This window comes from Stenotrophomonas sp. STEN147 (genome assembly GCF_056757995.1).
In genome coordinates this window covers 1-17630 of sequence record NZ_JBRRCG010000010.1, presented here as the reverse complement: position 1 = coordinate 17630, position 17630 = coordinate 1, and the positions used below count along the sequence as shown (strand labels likewise).

At 67.8% G+C, this 17630-nt stretch carries 15 protein-coding genes; 6 read left to right on the top strand and 9 right to left on the bottom strand.

What is annotated here, in order from left to right; translation table 11 throughout:
- Positions 1-10: 10 nt before the first annotated feature.
- Both ACVOKU_RS11325 and ACVOKU_RS11320 read right to left on the bottom strand, forming a co-directional pair.
- Positions 11-373, bottom strand: a complete 363-nt coding sequence (locus ACVOKU_RS11325; RefSeq protein ID WP_481559957.1) for a TfoX/Sxy family protein — start codon at positions 371-373, stop codon at positions 11-13.
- Entirely contained in the window at positions 370-852 is a 483-nt protein-coding gene (locus tag ACVOKU_RS11320) for a GAF domain-containing protein (protein WP_053518280.1), read from the bottom strand. The genes ACVOKU_RS11325 and ACVOKU_RS11320 overlap by 4 nt, the downstream gene beginning before the upstream one ends.
- Positions 853-919: 67 nt before the next feature.
- Between ACVOKU_RS11320 and bioD the strand changes: the two genes are divergently transcribed.
- Positions 920-1606, top strand: a complete 687-nt coding sequence (bioD, locus tag ACVOKU_RS11315; protein ID WP_481559956.1) for a dethiobiotin synthase — start codon at positions 920-922, stop codon at positions 1604-1606.
- 34 nt (positions 1607-1640) lie between these two features.
- On the opposite strand, the gene ACVOKU_RS11310 is transcribed toward bioD, so the two are convergent.
- The 4 genes from ACVOKU_RS11310 to msrB form a co-directional block, all read right to left on the bottom strand.
- On the bottom strand, positions 1641-3083 hold the full coding sequence (locus ACVOKU_RS11310; RefSeq protein WP_481559955.1) for an aminotransferase-like domain-containing protein: 1443 nt from the start codon (positions 3081-3083) through the stop codon (positions 1641-1643).
- 152 nt (positions 3084-3235) lie between these two features.
- The gene (gene msrA, locus ACVOKU_RS11305) at positions 3236-3973 is read right to left on the bottom strand and encodes a peptide-methionine (S)-S-oxide reductase MsrA (protein WP_481559954.1); all 738 of its coding nucleotides are present in this window, start codon (positions 3971-3973) and stop codon (positions 3236-3238) included.
- 14 nt (positions 3974-3987) lie between these two features.
- A complete protein-coding gene (locus tag ACVOKU_RS11300; RefSeq protein ID WP_481559953.1) occupies positions 3988-5757 on the bottom strand; it encodes a cytochrome c biogenesis protein DipZ in 1770 nt (589 codons plus the stop codon).
- Positions 5757-6335, bottom strand: a complete 579-nt coding sequence (gene msrB, locus ACVOKU_RS11295; RefSeq protein WP_481559952.1) for a peptide-methionine (R)-S-oxide reductase MsrB — start codon at positions 6333-6335, stop codon at positions 5757-5759. The genes ACVOKU_RS11300 and msrB overlap by 1 nt, the downstream gene beginning before the upstream one ends.
- 144 nt (positions 6336-6479) lie before the next feature.
- Here msrB and ACVOKU_RS11290 point away from each other — a divergent pair, with 144 nt between their 5' ends.
- The 3 genes from ACVOKU_RS11290 to ACVOKU_RS11280 all read left to right on the top strand — a co-directional run bounded on the left by ACVOKU_RS11290 (position 6480) and on the right by ACVOKU_RS11280 (position 9226).
- The gene (locus ACVOKU_RS11290) at positions 6480-7199 is read left to right on the top strand and encodes a response regulator transcription factor (protein ID WP_065182516.1); all 720 of its coding nucleotides are present in this window, start codon (positions 6480-6482) and stop codon (positions 7197-7199) included.
- Positions 7196-8671, top strand: coding sequence for a sensor histidine kinase (locus ACVOKU_RS11285; protein ID WP_065175368.1), 1476 nt, complete (start codon positions 7196-7198; stop codon positions 8669-8671). Before ACVOKU_RS11290 ends, ACVOKU_RS11285 begins: the two co-directional genes overlap by 4 nt.
- 252 nt (positions 8672-8923) lie before the next feature.
- Entirely contained in the window at positions 8924-9226 is a 303-nt protein-coding gene (locus ACVOKU_RS11280; RefSeq protein ID WP_481559951.1) for a hypothetical protein, read from the top strand.
- Positions 9227-9308: 82 nt separating this feature from the next.
- On the opposite strand, the gene ACVOKU_RS11275 is transcribed toward ACVOKU_RS11280, so the two are convergent.
- On the bottom strand, positions 9309-9662 hold the full coding sequence (locus ACVOKU_RS11275; RefSeq protein WP_481559950.1) for a phasin family protein: 354 nt from the start codon (positions 9660-9662) through the stop codon (positions 9309-9311).
- A gap of 115 nt (positions 9663-9777) precedes the next feature.
- On the bottom strand, positions 9778-10140 hold the full coding sequence (queD, locus tag ACVOKU_RS11270) for a 6-carboxytetrahydropterin synthase QueD (protein ID WP_053518296.1): 363 nt from the start codon (positions 10138-10140) through the stop codon (positions 9778-9780).
- Between the two features lie 193 nt (positions 10141-10333).
- Between queD and ACVOKU_RS11265 the strand changes: the two genes are divergently transcribed.
- Together ACVOKU_RS11265 and ACVOKU_RS11260 are read left to right on the top strand one after the other, a co-directional pair.
- The gene (locus ACVOKU_RS11265) at positions 10334-12973 is read left to right on the top strand and encodes a TonB-dependent receptor plug domain-containing protein (protein WP_481559949.1); all 2640 of its coding nucleotides are present in this window, start codon (positions 10334-10336) and stop codon (positions 12971-12973) included.
- Between the two features lie 73 nt (positions 12974-13046).
- Positions 13047-15641: a M14 family zinc carboxypeptidase gene (locus ACVOKU_RS11260; protein WP_481559948.1), complete on the top strand. Its 2595-nt coding sequence runs from the start codon at positions 13047-13049 to the stop codon at positions 15639-15641.
- Between the two features lie 113 nt (positions 15642-15754).
- Here ACVOKU_RS11260 and ACVOKU_RS11255 read toward each other — a convergent pair whose 3' ends face one another.
- Positions 15755-17167 (bottom strand): DEAD/DEAH box helicase, encoded by a 1413-nt coding sequence (locus tag ACVOKU_RS11255; RefSeq protein WP_065175363.1) that lies wholly within the window; start codon positions 17165-17167, stop codon positions 15755-15757.
- Between the last annotated feature and the right edge of the window lie 463 nt (positions 17168-17630).

Here is a 17630-nt window from a genome sequence, read left to right as displayed (position 1 = left end):
CCTGCGCCGATCAGTCCTCGTCGGCGCTTCCGGCCACGATTTCTTCTGCGTCGTCGTCTGCGTCGAAACGCTGCTCGTGCACCGGCCCCGAGGCCGGGCCGGCCGCCTTCAGCGGGTGCGCGGCGATGCGCGCTTCGTAGTCCTGCACCAGCGCCTCGCGCTGCGGCTCGCTCAGTTCCTGCCAATGGCAGTCCAGCAGGGCGCCTTCCAGCGAGTAGAGCAGGTTCAGGCTGGGCTTGAAGCCGGCGCGCTTGACCTTGACGAAGGCACCCACCGCGCCGACGGCGGCCAGATCCTCACGGCTGCGCAGACCGACCTGGCGCAGCCATGCCGCACTTTTCGGACCGATGTTGCGCAGCTTCGGCGCACTCATCCCAACGCCTCGACGAAGACGCGCGCGATGGCTTCCAGTCCGGCCTGGTCATCGGCATCGAAGCGACCGGTCTTCGGGCTGTCGATGTCGAAGACTCCGATCAGTTCATCGCCGCGCAGCAGCGGAACGACCAGTTCCGAGCGGGAGGCCGAGTCGCAGGCGATGTGGCCCGGAAAGGCATCGACATCGTCGACGCGCTGGGTCACGCGCTGGCGGGCCGCGGCACCACACACGCCCTTGTCCAGCGGAATGCGCACGCAGGCCGGCAGCCCCTGGAACGGGCCGACCACCAGCTCCTGGCCATCGTAGAGATAGAAACCCACCCAGTTCAGGTCGGGCAGGGCGTGGAAGACCAGCGCCGAGAGATTGGCCGCGTTGGCGATGCGGTCGGACTCTCCATGGACCAGGCCACGGGCCTGTTCAAGCAGCTGGGCGTATTGTTCCGGCTTGCTGCCGGTAAGCGAGGCATTGGCGAACATGACCGCAGTCTAGCAAGCGTGCCGGGCCAGCGATAATGCACGCTCTGTTGCCCCGCTGGAGCCTTCGATGCCGTTGCCCGCTGCCCTGCCATCCGCGCTGTTCGTCACCGGCACCGATACCGAGATCGGCAAGACGGCGGCCAGCGCCGCGCTGCTGCACGCCCTGCGCCGGCGTGGCCTGCGAGCGGTCGGAATGAAACCGGTGGCCAGTGGCAGCCAGGATCTGGGGCAGGGCCTGCGCAACGAGGATGCGTTGGCGCTGCAGGCGGCCAGTCGGCCGGTGCCGGACTACGTCGACGTGAATCCCTATGCCCTGCGGCAGCCGATCGCTCCCGAACTGGCGGCGGCCGAGGACGGAGTGGACATCGCCCTGGCACCGATCGTCGCCGCGTTCGAGCGCCTGCGTGCCACCGCCGACGTGGTGGTGGTGGAAGGCGTAGGGGGATGGCTGGCGCCGGTCTCCCTCCACCTGGACCAGCTCGACATCGTGCGGGCACTGCACCTGCCGGTCGTGCTGGTGGTCGGCCTGCGGCTGGGCTGCGTCAACCACGCGAGGCTGACCGCGCACGCGTTGCAGGCCAGCGGCGTGGAGTGCCTGGGCTGGATCGGCAACCACATCGATCCCGCCATGCAGCGCCAGGACGAGAACGTGGCGACGCTAGTGCAGCGGTTGCCGATGCCATGCTGGGGACGGCTGCCGCACCTGCCGGGCGCCGATGCTCAGGCCCTGGCCATGCACCTGCATGAGGGCTGAGTTCCCGTAGAGCGGAGCCTGCGACCGGTTGCGATCAACCGGCCGCGAGCTCCCGCGCGAGGGCGCCCAGGCGCTCCACGGCGGCGATGAAACGTGCGTCGAAGGTCTGGCAGCACGACAGCCGCAGGCAATGCCGGTAGCGCGGACCGCGCGAATACACCTGGCCGGGCATGAACACGATGCCCTCTTCCAGCGCCCGCTCGAACAGTGCGCGGGTGTCCACGCCCGGCAGTTCCATCCACAGCAGGAAGCCACCCTGTGGTTCCGTGGCGCGCGTGCCGGGCGGGAAATGCTCGGCCACCAGCTGGCGCAGCCGTCCCACCTGCTCGCGATACAGGCGCCGCATGCGGTGCAGGTGATGTTCGTATCCGCTCCCTTCCAGGTACGCGGCCACGGCATCACCCAGCAGCTGCGGCTCGCCGCCCGTGGACTGGAACTTCAGCAGGGCGATGCGTTCAGCGAAGCGCCCGCCGTCGAGCCAGCCGATGCGATAGTCCGGGGCCAGCGTCTTCGAGAAACCGCCAACCACCATCACCCAGCCGTCGCGGTCAAAGGCCTTCAGCAGCGGCGCAGGGGGCTCGCAGAACTGCAGTTCCGCGTACACGGCATCCTCGATCAGCGGCAGCTGCCGCGCGTTGACCAGCTCGGCCAGACGCTGCTTGGCCGCTACCGGCATGGTGCAGCCCAACGGGTTGTGCACGGTCGGCATCAGCACCAGCGCGGCCAGCGGTGTGTGCTCCAGCATCGCCTCCAACGCATCGACGTCCAGGCCCTGTTGCGGATGCGTCGGCAGTTCGATGGCCTGCAGGCCCAGGTTGGCCAGCAGTGGGTACAGGTTGAAGTACGACGGTGCTTCGATACCCACTGAATCGCCGGGCTGGGTCACCGCACGCAGTGCCAGCTGCAGCGCCTCCATCGCACCGTGGGTCAGCAGCAGGCGATCGCTGTGCGTGTGCAGGCCCATGCGCGGGCCGCGCCGCACGATCTGCGCCAGCAGCCGCGGCGAGCCATTGGGGCGTGCGTAGGTTTCGACCGTCTGCTGGCCGTGGCGCAATACCTGGGCGGTGTGCCGGGCCAGCTGGGCGCCAGGATAGAACTGGCGCCCGCGTGGCCCGGCGAAGGCGAGGTCGATCACCCCGGAACGGCGTTGCGCCTCCAGCACGCGTGCCATCAGCACCTGCTGCAACGGCGCGGTGGGGGCCGACGGCGCATCGCGCAGCGACCGTTGCGGCACTGACAGTCGCGGCGCCACTTCGAAACCTGCCTTTGGCCGCGGAACCACCAGGCCGGCGTCTTCCAGCTGGCGGTAGGCGGCGATCACCGTATTGAGGCTGAGCTGACGCTGTGCCGCCATCTGCCGCAGCGATGGCAGGCGGCTGCCGACCGGCAGGCGCCCGCCCTGGATGGCCTCGGCCAGTTCATCGGACAGCCGCTGGTAGCGGGGAGCAAACGCGCTGCTGCGTTGATCTGTATCCATCGGTTCCGGCCGGATCTGGTGCTGTACCCATGAGGACTCCGAGCCTAGCATGTCCTCGTCGGCAGGGCCTGATCGGTGCCCGCCGATATTTCAAGGGCGCGCGGCTGGATGGCCGCGCGCCCCTTTTTTGCGTGGGCCGGCACACCATGCAGTCAACGCATCGGCACCAGCACCGGATCCCGGCGATACAGGGCAGGGAACTGCCTGCCCAGTGCTGCCAGCTTCGGAGCGTCGTAGTAGCGGATGTAGGCGGCCTGCGGATAGTTGCTCATGTAGTTCTGGTGGTAGCTCTCGGCCGGATAGAAGCGCTGGCCGCTGCCCACCTGGGTGACGATGGGCGCGCGATAGCTTCCGGCCTGGCCCAGCTGGGCGATGTAGGCACGACTGGCCGCCTGCTGGCGCGGGTCATCGACGAAGATCGCCGAGCGGTACTGGCTGCCATGGTCCGGGCCTTGCCGGTCGAGCTGGGTCGGGTCATGCACCACCGAGAAGAACACCTGCATCAGCTGGCCGTAGCTCACCTGGCGCGGGTCGTAGTCGACCTTCACCGCCTCGGCGTGGCCGGTGCGTCCGCTGCTGACCCGCTCATAGCGCGCATCCGCCGCGCTGCCGCCGACGTAGCCCGAGACTGCGTTGCTCACGCCCTTGACGTGCTGGAACACGCCCTGCACGCCCCAGAAGCAGCCGCCGGCAAACACTACGCTGGCGTGCGTGCCGTCATCGCGGAATGCGGCGTCACCGGTGGGCGCAGGCAACACCTGCACCTGTGCGCTGCGCTCGAGCGGCGCGGCGATGGCACCGTGATCAACCAGCAATACCCCGGCAATCAATGCGGTGGCGACCAGCCCGGCAATGCCGGCGGCGATCCCCTGTTCGAACGAAATCTTCATCGTGTCCTCCCGGATCAACCGAAGGTGAAGGCGTAGGCCTGCGCGCCGGCATCGAGGAATTCGATCTCGAAGCGGTGTGGCGCGACGGCGCCGCGCTGGCGCACCAGCTGGTACAGACGGTGTTCGTCGATCACGCCGCTGCCATCGCTGCCAACGTCACTGCCGGCATCGGCCGCAGGCAACGGCCGGCCATCCAGCCAGACGCGGAAGCGCACCGGCGTGCCGTCCTGGCGCGGTGCGAGCACCAGATGCAGATCGCGGGCATGGAACTGGAAGGCGATGCGTCCACCGGGCTGCTGCAGCCGTGCCGCCTCGTCATCGATGAGCCAGCGGCCGGACAGGCCCCACTGGTTCAGCGCCAGCGCGGGTGGCAGTGTGTAGTCGAATGCCGTGTCCGCACGTTGTCCGCCTGGCGAGGCGAACTGTTCGGCACGCGCATGCCCCAGGTAGGTCTCCGGCGAGCGCAGGTTGCCCATGTCCGCCTGCGCGGCCACGCCCTTCAGGTCCGCTGCGGCCGGATCGGCCGGCGGTGGCAGCCGGGTCTGGCCGGCTTCGGCCAGCAGGCGGCGGATCACCTGCTCCGAACGCGCATAGTTGCCTTCGCCGAACTGATGGCCGCGGATGTTTCCCTGCGCATCCACGAAGTAGTGCGCGGGCCAATAGCGGTTGTTGAACGCACGCCAGATCGCGTACTGGTTGTCCAGCGCGACGGGATAGTCGACCTTCAACTGCTGCACGGCCTTCATGACGTTGCGCGGGTCGCGTTCGAAGGCGAACTCGGGGGTGTGCACGCCGATCACCACCAGGCCGTGATCGCGGTAGCGCCGCTGCCACTCGTGCACGAACGGCATCGCACGCAGGCAGTTGATGCAGGAATAGGTCCAGAAGTCGATCAGCACCACCTTGCCGCGCAGCTGGGCCGCGTCCAGCGGTGGGCTGTTGAGCCAGCCGGTGGCGCCATCCAGGGCGGGCAGCGTGCCTTCCACCGGCAGCGGTGCCTCGCTGCCTGCAGTGGCCGGGCCCATCATCATCATCGGTGGAGCAGAAGGCTGCGCGCCGGGTACCGCGTCGAGCAGGCCCTGCTCGATACGCGCGGTGCTGACGGTGGACAGCCGGGTCAGCAGGCCGGTGTCCCATCCCAGGGCAATGGCCACCACCGCCAGCAGCGCAGCGACGCCGAGCATGCGGCGGAGCAGATTGCCCAGCCCCAGCCTTGCCTGCAGGGCGCGGAACACCCGGCCGCCGATCCAGACCGCCATTGCCAGCGCGGTGACCGCACCCAGCGCGTAGGCCAGCAGCAGTGCACTGGTGCTGGCGCTGGCGCCATGCAGCGCAGCCCCGGTCAGTACCAGGCCCAGGATCGGGCCCGCGCACGGGGCCCACAGCAGGCCGGTGGCGATGCCGATCAGCAGCGACGTCCAGGCACCGCCGCGCCCGGCGGCATCGGCAGCGTCCGCGCGTGCGCTCAACCGCGCGCCGACACGCTGCAACGGCGCCAGCAGATGGTCTGCCAGTGCGGGCCACAGCAACGCCACCGCGAACAGCGCCATCAACAGCAGGGCGATCCAGCGACCGATCTGGTTGGCCTGCGCCACCCACTGGCTGCCGACCGCCGCCAGGCTGGCGACGAGGGTGAAGGTCAGCGCCATGCCCAGCAGCAGCGGCAGGGTGCTGCGCAGGAACGGGCGGTCAGCACGCGCGAACACGAACGGCAGTACCGGCAGGATGCAGGGGCTGAGCAGGGTCAGCACACCGCCGAGATAGGCAAGCAGCAACAGCAGCATCATCGGGCTCCAGAAGCAGGGGGCGATCCCACCGGCACGCGCCAGTCCGCATCGCTGTCATGCGCGGCGGGTCCGGGCTGGAAGGCCAGCGCGGCGCCGTTCATGCAGTAGCGCAGGCCGGTAGGGCGTGGGCCGTCGTTGAAGACATGGCCCAGATGGCCGCCGCAGCGGCGGCAATGCACTTCCACCCGCAGCATGCCGAAGGTGACGTCGCGGTCCTCGCCGATGGCGTTGTGCAACGGTGCCCAGAAGCTGGGCCAGCCGGTACCGCTCTCGAACTTGGTGGACGAAGAGAACAGCGGCAGCGCACAGCCGGCACAGGTGAACGTGCCTTGCCGGTGTTCCTTGTTGAGCGGGCTGCTCCAGGGGCGTTCGGTCGCCTGCTGGCGCAGCACTGCGTACTGGGCCGGGGTCAGCCGCTGGCGCCAGTCAGCATCACTGCGCATGATCTCGAACTGTCGCGCAGGGCGCGTTTCTGCTGCCGCTGGCGCGGCGCGGCTGCAGGCCCCGAGACCGAGCAGGCCGGCGGTGGTGGCGATACCGCCCAGACCCAGCAGATGGCGGCGGGTGAGGGGCATGGCGGACTCCGGGAAGGGGCGACGGGGCCATGCTGCGCCTGCCCTGGTCAACGAATCCTCACGCAGGATTCAATTTTTCGTGAGGTATCGGCGGCGATCCCGCGCCACAATGCGCTCAGCCTCCCCCCCTGGCCCGAGCTGCCGATGTCCCCGAAACGTGTCCTGATCGTTGAAGACGATGCCCACATCGCCGACCTGCTGCGCATGCACCTGGGCGATGAGGGGTATGAGGTCGCCCACGCCGACAGCGGTGATGGCGGGCTGCGCCTGCTCGAACAGGAAGGCCCGTGGGACGCGCTGGTGCTGGACGTGATGCTGCCCGGTGTCGATGGCCTGCAGGTCTGCCAGCGCGCACGGGCGATGGCGCGCTACGTCCCGATCATCATCATCAGTGCACGCGGCAGCGAAACCCAGCGCATCGTCGGCCTGGAACTCGGCGCCGACGATTATCTGGCCAAGCCATTCTCCATGCCGGAGCTGGTGGCGCGCGTGCGTGCCCTGCTGCGTCGCGCCGAGGCCATGGCGCAGAACGCGCGCATCGATGCCGGTGCCATCGAGCTGGGAGGACTGCAGCTGGACCCGGTCGCGCGTACTGCCGACGTGGATGGCAGGCCGCTGGAACTGACGCCGCGCGAGTTCGACCTGCTGCTGTTCTTCGCGCGCCATCCCGGCCAGGTGTTCGCGCGGATGGAACTGCTCAACCAGGTCTGGGGCTACCAGCACGATGGCTATGAGCATACGGTCAATACCCATATCAACCGCCTGCGCAGCAAGATCGAAACGGATCCGGCCAACCCGCGGCGGTTGCTGACGGTCTGGGGCCGGGGCTACAAGCTGGTGGACCCGGCCGGGGCGGCGGCATGATCCGGCCGAACCTGTGGCAGAAGCTGGCCGCGGTGATCGCGGCGCTGATGCTGATGTGCTGCATGGCGCTGCTGGCGCTGCAGATGCGCTCGAACACACGGCACGAGCAGGAAGTCGTGCAGCGGCTGTCGCTGGGGCTGGCCGAGCACATCGCGCAGCGCAGCGAGCTGATGGATACCAGCGGCATGCGTGACGCTGCGGTGCGTGCGCTGTTCGGGCAACTGATGGCGGTCAACCCCAGCGTCGAGGTGTACCTGCTGGACGACCAGGGCCGCATTCTCGGCCACGACGCACCCAGCGGGCACCTGATGCGCAACCGCGTGGACGTGGCACCGCTGCGCCGGCTGCTGGCGGGCGCGCCGCTGCCGATCCTGGGCGACGATCCGCGCAGCAGCGAGGGTCGCAAGGTATTCAGCGTGGCGCCGCTGGTGGTGCAGGGCCGGCAGGCCGGCTACGTCTACGTGGTGCTGGTGGGCGAGCACCGGCAGATGCTCGCCGACGACCTCGCCGCCAGCAACCAGTGGAACACCACTTTGTGGTCGGTGATGCTGGTGGGCAGCCTGGGCCTGCTGGCCGGCCTGGTGGCGTTCTACTGGGTGACCCGGCCGCTGCGCCGCCTGACACGTCGCATCCAGGCATTCGACATCGATGCGCCGACGCCGCTGCCGCCGCCCGGCCCGCTGCGGCCGGGCGAGCGCGATGAACTGGTCATCCTCGAACATGCGCATGCGCAGATGGCGCAGCGGTTGGGAGAGCAGTGGCAGCAGCTGCGCCAGCAGGACCTGCAGCGGCGCGAGCTGGTGGCCAACATTTCGCACGATCTGCGCACGCCGTTGTCTTCACTGCATGGCTACCTTGAGACGATGGCGTTGAAGGACGCGACGCTGTCGCCGGAGGAGCGCCGGCGCTATCTCGGCATTGCCCTGGCGCAGAGTGCGAAGGTCGGGCGATTGGCGCGCGCGCTGTTCGAGCTGGCACGCCTGGAACACGGCGAGGTGCGGCTGGAGTGGGAGGTGTTCGCGCTGCCCGAGCTGCTGCAGGACGTGCTGCAGAAGTTCGAACTGGCGGCGCAGGCGCGCGGCCAGCAGCTGCACGCGGATTTTCCGCAGGGGTTGCCGTTGGTACGTGCGGACCTGGGTCTGGTGGAGCGGGTGCTGACCAACCTGCTCGACAACGCGCTGCGCCATGCGCCGGAGGGAGGGCGGATCGAGGTGCGGCTGCGTGCGGTGGCTGACAGCGTGGAGGTGATCGTTTCTGATGACGGTCCCGGCGTTGCTGCTGCGGTGCGTGCGCAGCTGTTCCAGGCGCCTGCTGCGCTGGGGGCGCGACGGGGCGAGAACGGTGGCCTGGGGCTGCTGATCGTGCAGCGTATCGTGCAGCTGCATGGCCGCAGCATCGCGCTGCGCGACAGTGAGGCAGGGGCGACGTTCGTGTTCGAGCTGCCGCGGGCGGAGTCGGCGGCGGTGGCCTAGGCGCAGCTGGTTTCCGGGTGGCGGTGTTTGCCCCTGTGCGCAGGTATGTGCGTTTTTCCGTGTGGCGCCGGGCGGATGCCCTTGCGTGCGAATGTCCTCCGGCGCCGGCCGTTGGCCGTCACCTCCTCCTTTACTTCGTACGCAAGGGCATCCACCCGGCGTGCAGGGGTTATCGGCACGCAGCGGTGTGCGGACGACGGCACCGTGCCTGGTGGGCAGATGGGGACGTCATGGGGAGGTATCCGCACTGGCATGGCATCGCTCGGGCTGGGGCTGCCTGTGCGCAGGTGTGCGCGTTTTTCCGTGTGGCGCCGGGCGGATGCCCTTGCGTGCGAATGTCCCCCGGCGCCGGCCGTTGGCCGTCACCTCCTCCTTTACTTCGCACGCAAGGGCATCCACCCGGCGTGCAGGGTTATCGGTGCGCAGAGGTGCGGAAGCGACGGCACCACGCGCCGCAAGCCGAGCATCGTGGTGGTCGGCAGCGTGTGGCGCGAGGCCCTTGCGTTCGCGATCCGCTCGGGCGAAGACGCGCATCTGCGCGCAGGCGAGGAATAAAAAAAGACCCGGCAGAGGGAGGGATCTGCCGGGTCCGGATTGCATGGGGGGAGGGACCCATGCAATGAGCGAAAGCGTCGCGTCAGGGCGTGTGGCCGGTCGCGTCCGCTGTTGATTCGTTGTAGCCCTGCACCAGTTCGGACCAGGAGCGTCCAGCCATCAGGCCAAGACCGACCACGTCCTGCTGGGCCTGCCCAAACCGCTGCAGGTTGTCCTGCCACAGCTGAGCACCCTGCGACAGCAATCCGGCCGGGTCTTCGCTTCGTGCCAGCTCGCCGAGCCAGCCACCGGTCGCGGTCAGGTTGCGTTCCAGTGCCTTCAGCTGCACGCCGAACATGCTTTCAGCGTTCTCCAGCGCCAACCGGTTCGCGCGCGTTGCGGCGGCGGCCAGCTGGCGGGTGGCATCACTGAAGCGATCGCTGAAGGCGGCGGTCATGGGCGTCAGGAAAGGACTTGATGCATTGCAGCATACGCCGATGATGCCGCATTGCAACAAAAATCATAAAGGCGCCCAAGGCGCCTTTAGAAATCTTTGGATATCAATGAGTTGTTCAGGTGCCGGGGCCCCGGTACCGGCAGCCGGAGGTGCAGGTCTCGTGGACCGTGATCTCGCTCAGCGCCGGCAGCGCGGGCTTGAGTTCGTTCCAGATCCACACCGCCAGGTTCTCGCTGGTCGGGTTTTCCAGGCCGGGGATGTCATTGAGGTAGTGGTGGTCCAGGCGTTCGTAGATCGGCTGGAAGGCCGCCTTCACGTCGCCGAAATCCATGATCCAGCCGGTCTGCGCGCCGGGTTCGCCCTCGACCTTCAGTTCCACCCGGAAGGAGTGGCCATGGAGGCGCGCGCACTTGTGCCCCGGCGGTACGTTCGGGAGGCGGTGGGCCGCCTCAAGCATGAAGACTTTGAAGATTTCCATGAGCGGATTGTACGCCGCTGCTGTCGCATCCGACCGGGATCGCGCCGGCCCCGAAGCGGAGTGACTATTTTCATCCGGATGAAGAGATGTTAGCTTCTCTTATATCCGTATGAAGAGATGTTATTGGTCGGGCCCCGGCCAGTCATGGATTACTGCGGAACTTCGTCGCCCTACCACCACCCCACACATCGTCATGCCCCAGCACACCCTGCTCGTGGCGGCCCTGGCCGCCGCTCTGGCCGCGCCATTGTCCGCCGCCGCCGAAACCACCGCTGCCGCCAGTGGCGAAGCCAGTACCCTGGCCGCCGTCCGCGTCACCGGTTCCAACATCAAGCGCGCCGATACCGAGGCGTCCAACCCGGTGCAGGTAATCGGCCGCCAGCAGCTGGAACAGACCGGCAAGGCCACCGTCGCCGATGTGCTGCGCTCGATCTCCGCCAACACCGGCAATGCCAACAACGAGACCACCAACAACGGCTGGGCCTCTGGCTCGGCCAGCATCGGCCTGCGCGGCCTGTCACCGAAGAACACGCTGGTGCTGCTCAACGGCCGTCGCGTGGCGAACTACGGCTTCCCGGCCGGTGGCCTGTCCGATACCTTCGTCGACCTCAATGCCCTGCCGCTGGTTGCGGTCGAGCGCATCGAAGTGCTCAAGGATGGTGCTTCGGCGGTGTACGGCTCCGATGCCGTGGCCGGCGTGGTCAACATCATCACCCGCCAGAACTTCGAAGGTGCCGAGATCGGGGGCAGCTTCGGAGGCGCCGACCAAGGGGGCCTGCGCGAGCAGAACCTGAAGTTTGTCGGTGGCCTCGGTGATCTGGACAGCGATGGCTACAACATCCTGTTCAGTCTGCAGGGCTACAACCGCGATCGCCTGGACCAGGACGAGCGCGATCTGACCAAGAGCGGCATCTACACCGACCTGCCGGGCGGGCGCTGGAACGGCTGGTCAGCCAAGGGGGCGCGCTATCTGATCAATGGCGTGTCGGTGCCGATGCTCGACGCCAGCGGCAACTGCCCCACCGGGACCACACGCGTTGCGAGCGCTCCGATCGACGGCCTGGCTGGCGACACCTGCGGCTTCAACCAAGCGCCGTACACCACGCTGATACCATCCACGAAGCGCTACCAGGCCTATGCCAACGGCACCTTCCGCCTGGGCGACAACGTCGAAGCGTTCGGTGAAGTGCTGTACAGCCAGATCAAGAGCGCGGCCTGGTTCGGCAGCAGCCCGTTCTTCACCCTGGAAAGCGGGCGCTTCGCCCTGAATGCCGAGACCGGCCTGGCCGAGCCGGTGTCGTCGCAGCTGCCGGCGGGCAATCCGTACAATCCGTACGGGCGTGCCGTGCCGATCGAGTACACGTTCTTCGATCTCGGCGGCACCATCAAGACCAACCGCTCCACCGCCTATCGCGGCGTGTTCGGCCTGCGCGGCACCACCGCCAACTGGGACTGGGAAGTGGCGGCGTTCGGTGCACGCAGCAGCGAGCGTGAGACCGTTTCGGGCGGCTTCGCCAACCGCTGGGCGCTGGCCGATGCGCTGGCCAGCGGCAGCTACAATCTGCTCGACCCGGCGGCCACCCCGCAGTCGGTGCGTGATGCGATCAACATCGCCACGCTGCGTCCGGCCGAATCGAAGCTGCAGGGTGTCGATGCGAAGATCTCGGGCAGCCTGGGCCGCACCTGGGCCGGTGACATCGGCTTTGCCGCCGGCGCCGAGTGGCGCCGCGAGAAGCTCGATTCGAACAACCCCTGGCAGATCGATGCCGGCCTGCAGGTGCGTCCGGCCATCGCCGAGGTGCACGGCGAGCGCCAGGTCAGCGCTGCGTACGCGGAAGTGAACGTGCCGCTGGCCTCGACCCTGGAACTGTCCGCCGCTGCGCGTGCCGATCACTACGATGACTTCGGCGATGCGTTCTCGCCGAAGCTCGGACTGCGCTGGCAACCGCTGGACTTCCTGCTGGTGCGCGCGTCGGCCTCGAAGGGCTTCCGTGCGCCCTCGCTGTCGGAGAACTCCAACAGCACCAGCATCTCCTACGGCAGCGTGGTCGATCCGCGCGACCCGGATGTGCCGGGCTCGCGGCAGAGCCCGACGTTCTTCACCGTGGGCAACAGTGACCTGAAGCCGGAGCGCACCAAGAGCGTGAACTTCGGCGTGGTGCTGTCACCGTGGGCGAACACCAATCTGAGTGTCGACTACTACCGTATCCAGCTCGACAACCTGGTCGGCACCAACAACACGCAGACGCTGATCAACGACAACGTTGCCGGTGCCGTGCAGCGCGATGAGCGCGGCAAGCTGCAGGCCGTCTACAACCGCTACCAGAACCTGAGCGAGCTGAAGACATCGGGTATCGACGTGGAACTGCGCCAGCGCATTCCGGCGGCGCGCCTGGGAGATTTCACCCTGTCTTCGGCCTACACCCACGTCCGTGACTACCGCCGTCCCACCGTGGTCGGCGGGCCCCTGGTCGACTACGCCGGCAGCAACCTCGGCGCCACCCTGCCCAAGGACAGGGCCACCACCACGCTGGACTGGAAGTACGGCGACTTCAACGCGGCGGTGACCTGGTACTACACCAGCAGCTACCGGCAGGAAGCCAGTACCGCCGCCAAGGCCGTGCAGCAGCGTGTCGGCAGCTACAGCCAGTACGACCTGTACCTGGGGTACACCGGCATCGACAGCCTGACCCTGTACGCCAAGGTGCAGAACCTGGGTGACAAGACGCCGCCCTACGATGCGTCGTTCCCGGGCATCCGTGCGCCGTATGACTTCACCCAGTACGACCTGCGGGGTCGCTACTTCACGCTGGGCTTCGACTACCGCTTCTGATCCACCGCCGTGGCCGGTCGCCTGCCGTGACCGGCCACGTTGCCCTCTGCCGTCCTGTTTCCGGGGAGTCACCGTGTCCTTCCACCGCCGTGCCGTTCTTCCGTTGCTGTTCGCCGCTGCCAGCGCAGTGCTCCCCGCGTTGTCCGCGCAGGCGCAGAGCGCCTATTTCTTCCCGCAGGCCAGCGAGGCCGGCGCGTTCGACAGCGCCATTCCCACGCCGGAGCAGTTCCTCGGCTATCCGATCGGCAGCCGCTACACCCGCCACGACCAGTTGGTCGCCTATTTCGAGGAACTGGCCAGGCATTCGGACAGGATCCGCGTCCAGCACATTGGACGCAGCTATGAAGGCCGCCCCCTGCTGATCGCCACCATCACCGCGGCCAGCAACCAGGCGCGGTTGGAACAGATCCGCCAGCAGCACGCGACCCTGGTCGATCCGGCACAACCGCGCAGCGCAGCTGGTGACAGCCCGGTGGTGGTCTGGCTGGGCTACAGCGTGCACGGCAATGAAACCTCCAGCGGCGAAGCGGCGATGCTCACTGCGTATTACCTGGTGGCCAATCGCACCAGTGAAACCCAGCAATGGCTGCAGCAGGCGGTGGTGCTGTTCGACCCGGCGCAGAATCCGGACGGACGCGACCGTGCCGCCAACTGGCACAACGCCTGGGCATCGGACCCGGCCTCGGCCGATCCGGCTGACAAGGAGCATGTCGAGCCGTTCCCGCAGGGCCGTACCAACCATTACTTCACCGATCTCAACCGCGACTGGCTGGCGCTGACCCAGCAGGATTCGCGGCCGAAGGTGGCCGCCTTCCACCAGTGGTACCCGAACGTGCAGATCGACTTCCACGAGATGGGCAAGGACAGCACGTACTACTTCGAGCCTTCGCCGAAGAGCATGCACAGCCCGTTGATCCCGGCTGCCTCCTACGAGTTCAACAGGACGCTGGCCACGTACCACGCACAGGCGCTGGACGCACTGGGGTCGCTGTACTACACGGGGGAGAACTTCGACAACTTCTCGCCGGTGTATGGCTCGACCTATCCGGACTTCCATGGCGCGGTCGGTGTCACCGTCGAGCAGGCCAGTTCGCGGGGACGGGTGCAGGAGTCGGTGAACGGGCTGCTGACCTTCCCGTTCACCATCCGCAACCAGGTCGCCACCGGCCTGGGCACGGTGCGCGGTGCGGTGGCCGAGCGCAGTGGCCTGTTCGACCTGCAGAAGACCTTCTTCCAGAGCGCATTGAAGCAGGCCGCGCAGCAGCCGCAGAAGACCTTCGTGTTCGGCGACGCGCATGATCCGGCGTTGACCCGGCGCCTGCTTGAACTGCTGCTCCTGCACCGGATCGAGGTACGCGCGCTGGATCGCGATGTCACCGTCGAGGGGAAGCGCTTCCAGGCAGGCAGTGCCTATGTCGTGCCCGTGCAGCAGGCGCAGTTCCGCCTGGTGCACTCGATCTTCGCCGAGACGCCGCCGATCAAGGGCGACGTGTTCTATGGCAGCACCAGCTACGCCATTGCGCCAGCCTACGGCGTGGCCTTCGCCGGCAGCCGCAGCCGCATCGACGGCGGTGCACAGGTGAGCGAGCTGCCACCACTGCAGGGCGCGGTCGTCGGCGGCCAGGCGGGGTTCGCCTATGCCATCGACTGGCGTGACTACAACGCCAGCCGTGCGTTGGCCGAGCTGCAGGGCAGGGGATTGGCCGCGCGCGCTGCATTCCAGCCGTTCACCGCCGGAACCGCACAGGGCGACGTGGATTTCGCGGCCGGCAGCATCGTCATTCCCGTTGCCGGCCAGCCACTGCAGGGAGCGGCCCTGCTCGACGCGGTGGCCGCGGCGGCACGTGCTTCGGGCGTACAGGTGCATGCGTTGTCGAGTGGCCGCAGCCGCGAGGGCATCGATCTCGGCAGCGATGGCGTGAAGGCACTGCGCAAGCCGGCCGTGGCACTGGTGATGGGCGAAGGCGTGGCGGCCACCGAGATCGGATCGGCCTGGTTCCTGCTGGACCAGCACCTGCACCTGCCGGCCAGCAAGCTGGATCCGCAGCAGCTGGGCAAGGTTCCGCTGGATCGCTACACCACCCTCGTGTTGTCCGGTGGCACCTACAACAGTGTCGATGCGACTGCCGTGGCCGCACTGAAGCGCTGGGTGCAGGCCGGCGGCTCGCTGGTGACCTATGGCAGCGCGTCGAAGTGGGCGATCGAACAGAAGCTCGCCGATGGCGAGAAGACCGGCAAGGACGAAGAGGCCGGCGACGAATCCCGTCGCGCCTTCGGTGACCAGCGCGACATCGCTGCGATCGAGCGGGTGAGCGGCAACATCCTCAGCGCCGATGTCGATACCAGCCATCCCCTGGCGTTCGGCGTGCCGGGCCGGCAGCTGGCGGTGAACAAGGAAAACAGCGTGACGCTGCAGCCGAGTGCGAATCCGTTCTCGACGGTGGTGCGCATCGACGCGTCACCACGGGTCAACGGTTACCTGTCCGAGCGCAATCGTGCGCGGGTGGCAGGTAGTGCGTGGCTGCTGGTGTCGGCCCAGGGAAAGGGCAACGTGGTGCTGTTCGCCGATGATCCGGCACACCGCAAGTACTGGCATGGCACGGATCGACTGCTGATCAATGCGATCTTCTTCGGGAATCTGGCGAATCCGGCGAAAGCACGCGGATGAGGCGTCTGGCGCCTTGATTGATGCGCGGGCAACAAAAAAGGGACGGCGCGCCAGCGCCGTCCCCGATGTAAGGCCTCCCGCGCAGCGGGACGCCTCATTCCTGTCAGTCAGGATCAGCCGGCGCGACCGCCGCCGCCCTGGCCGCGGCCACGACCACCGCCGTTGCCGCCTCCGCCACGACGCTGGCCCTGACCAGCGCCGGCACGCTGCTGGCCGTTGCCACCGCCCTCACGACGGCCACCACCGGCCTTCTTCGGGCCGGCGTGGGCATGGCGCGGCGCATCGCCGTGCGGACGACGCGCATGGCTCTTGCGCGGGGCGCGCTCGCCGGTGTCGTGCTCGGCCTTGCCCGGTGCACTGTTGCCCCAGCGGATCGGCACCTGCAGCTCGAAGCCCGGCACATCGCGGATATCCATGTCGCGTCCGAGCAGGCGCACGATCGCGCGCAGCAGCTTGACCTCGTCCTGCGCCACCAGCGAGATCGCCTGGCCGGTGGAACCGTTGCGGCCGGTGCGGCCGATACGGTGCACGTAATCCTCGGCGACCATCGGCAGGTCGAAGTTGATCACCTTCGGCAGCTCGTTGATGTCGATGCCGCGTGCCGCGATGTCGGTGGCCACCAGCACGGTCACGCGACCGGCCTTGAAGTCACCCAGCGCACGCAGGCGCTGGCCCTGGCTCTTGTTGCCATGGATCGCCGCGGTCTTGATGCCCGACTTCTCCAGGAACGCGGCCAGCTTGTCGCTGCCGTGCTTGGTCCGGGCGAACACCAGGGTCTGCTCACGGCTGTCCTGTGCCAGCAGGTGCAGCAGCAGGTCGCGCTTGCGGCCGGCGTCGACCGGATGCACGCGATGGGTGATGGTCTCGGCCACGGTGTTCTTCGGCGTCACCTGGATCTGTTCCGGGTTGCGCATGAACTCCAGCGCCAGCTGGCGGATGTTGTCCTCGAACGTGGCCGAGAACAGCAGGGTCTGACGGTTCTGCTTGGGCAGCTTGGCCAGGATGCGCTTGATCGACGGCAGGAAGCCCATGTCCAGCATGCGGTCGGCTTCGTCCAGCACCAGCAGTTCGATGCCGGACAGGTCGATGCTGCGACGCTCCAGGTGATCGATCAGGCGGCCCGGGCAGGCCACCAGCAGGTCCACGCCACGGCGCAGGATGTCCAGCTGGTTGCCCATGCCGACGCCGCCGTAGATGCAGGCGCTGGGGATGCGCAGATACTTGCTGTAGCCGCGCAGGCTGTCATGCACCTGGGTGGCCAGCTCGCGGGTCGGAGCCAGGATCAGTGCGCGCGGCTTGCGCGGGCCACCGCCACGCACTTCCTGCGGCGCGGTGCCCAGATGCTGCAGCAGCGGCAGGCCGAAGGCTGCGGTCTTGCCGGTGCCGGTCTGTGCGCCGGCCAGCAGGTCGCGACCGGCCAGCGCCAGCGGGATCGCCTGCTGCTGGATCGGGGTCGGGTTTTCGTAGCCCTGCTCGGCCAGCGCACGCAGCAGGAAGGGCGCCAGGCCCAGCGATTCAAAAGACATCGAGTGTGCTCCAAGTACAAGAAACGCCTGTCCGAATGGACAGACGGGGGCAGATCAGACTGATCGGCTGACTCGGAGCGTTCCCGTGAACCGCGCTGCGAGAATTGGGTGCAGCCGGCACGAAGCGCAGGCTGGAATGCGTGACGAACGGCGTCGGAGTGGGGGCGGGCGAAGAGGGCGGACCCTGGTCGCCGGCGATCCCGGAGGGAAACGGACGGCCGCTGCAGACCCCGCAAGTCTAAACGATGTTTGAGACTTCACGCAAAAAGGCCTGTTCAGGTAAGGGTTCTCTCTGCAGGGCTGCGCCCTGCACCCGCAGAGGCCGAAGCCACGTCAACGTCAACGTCAACATCAAAAGCTGGTGTCCTGAGGGATGGCGGGGTGGGTCCGGTGGCGGGAGACGCCGTAAACCCGTCCCTGGGGGCTTGGCCGCGGCATCCATGCCGCGGACACTCCCGCCACC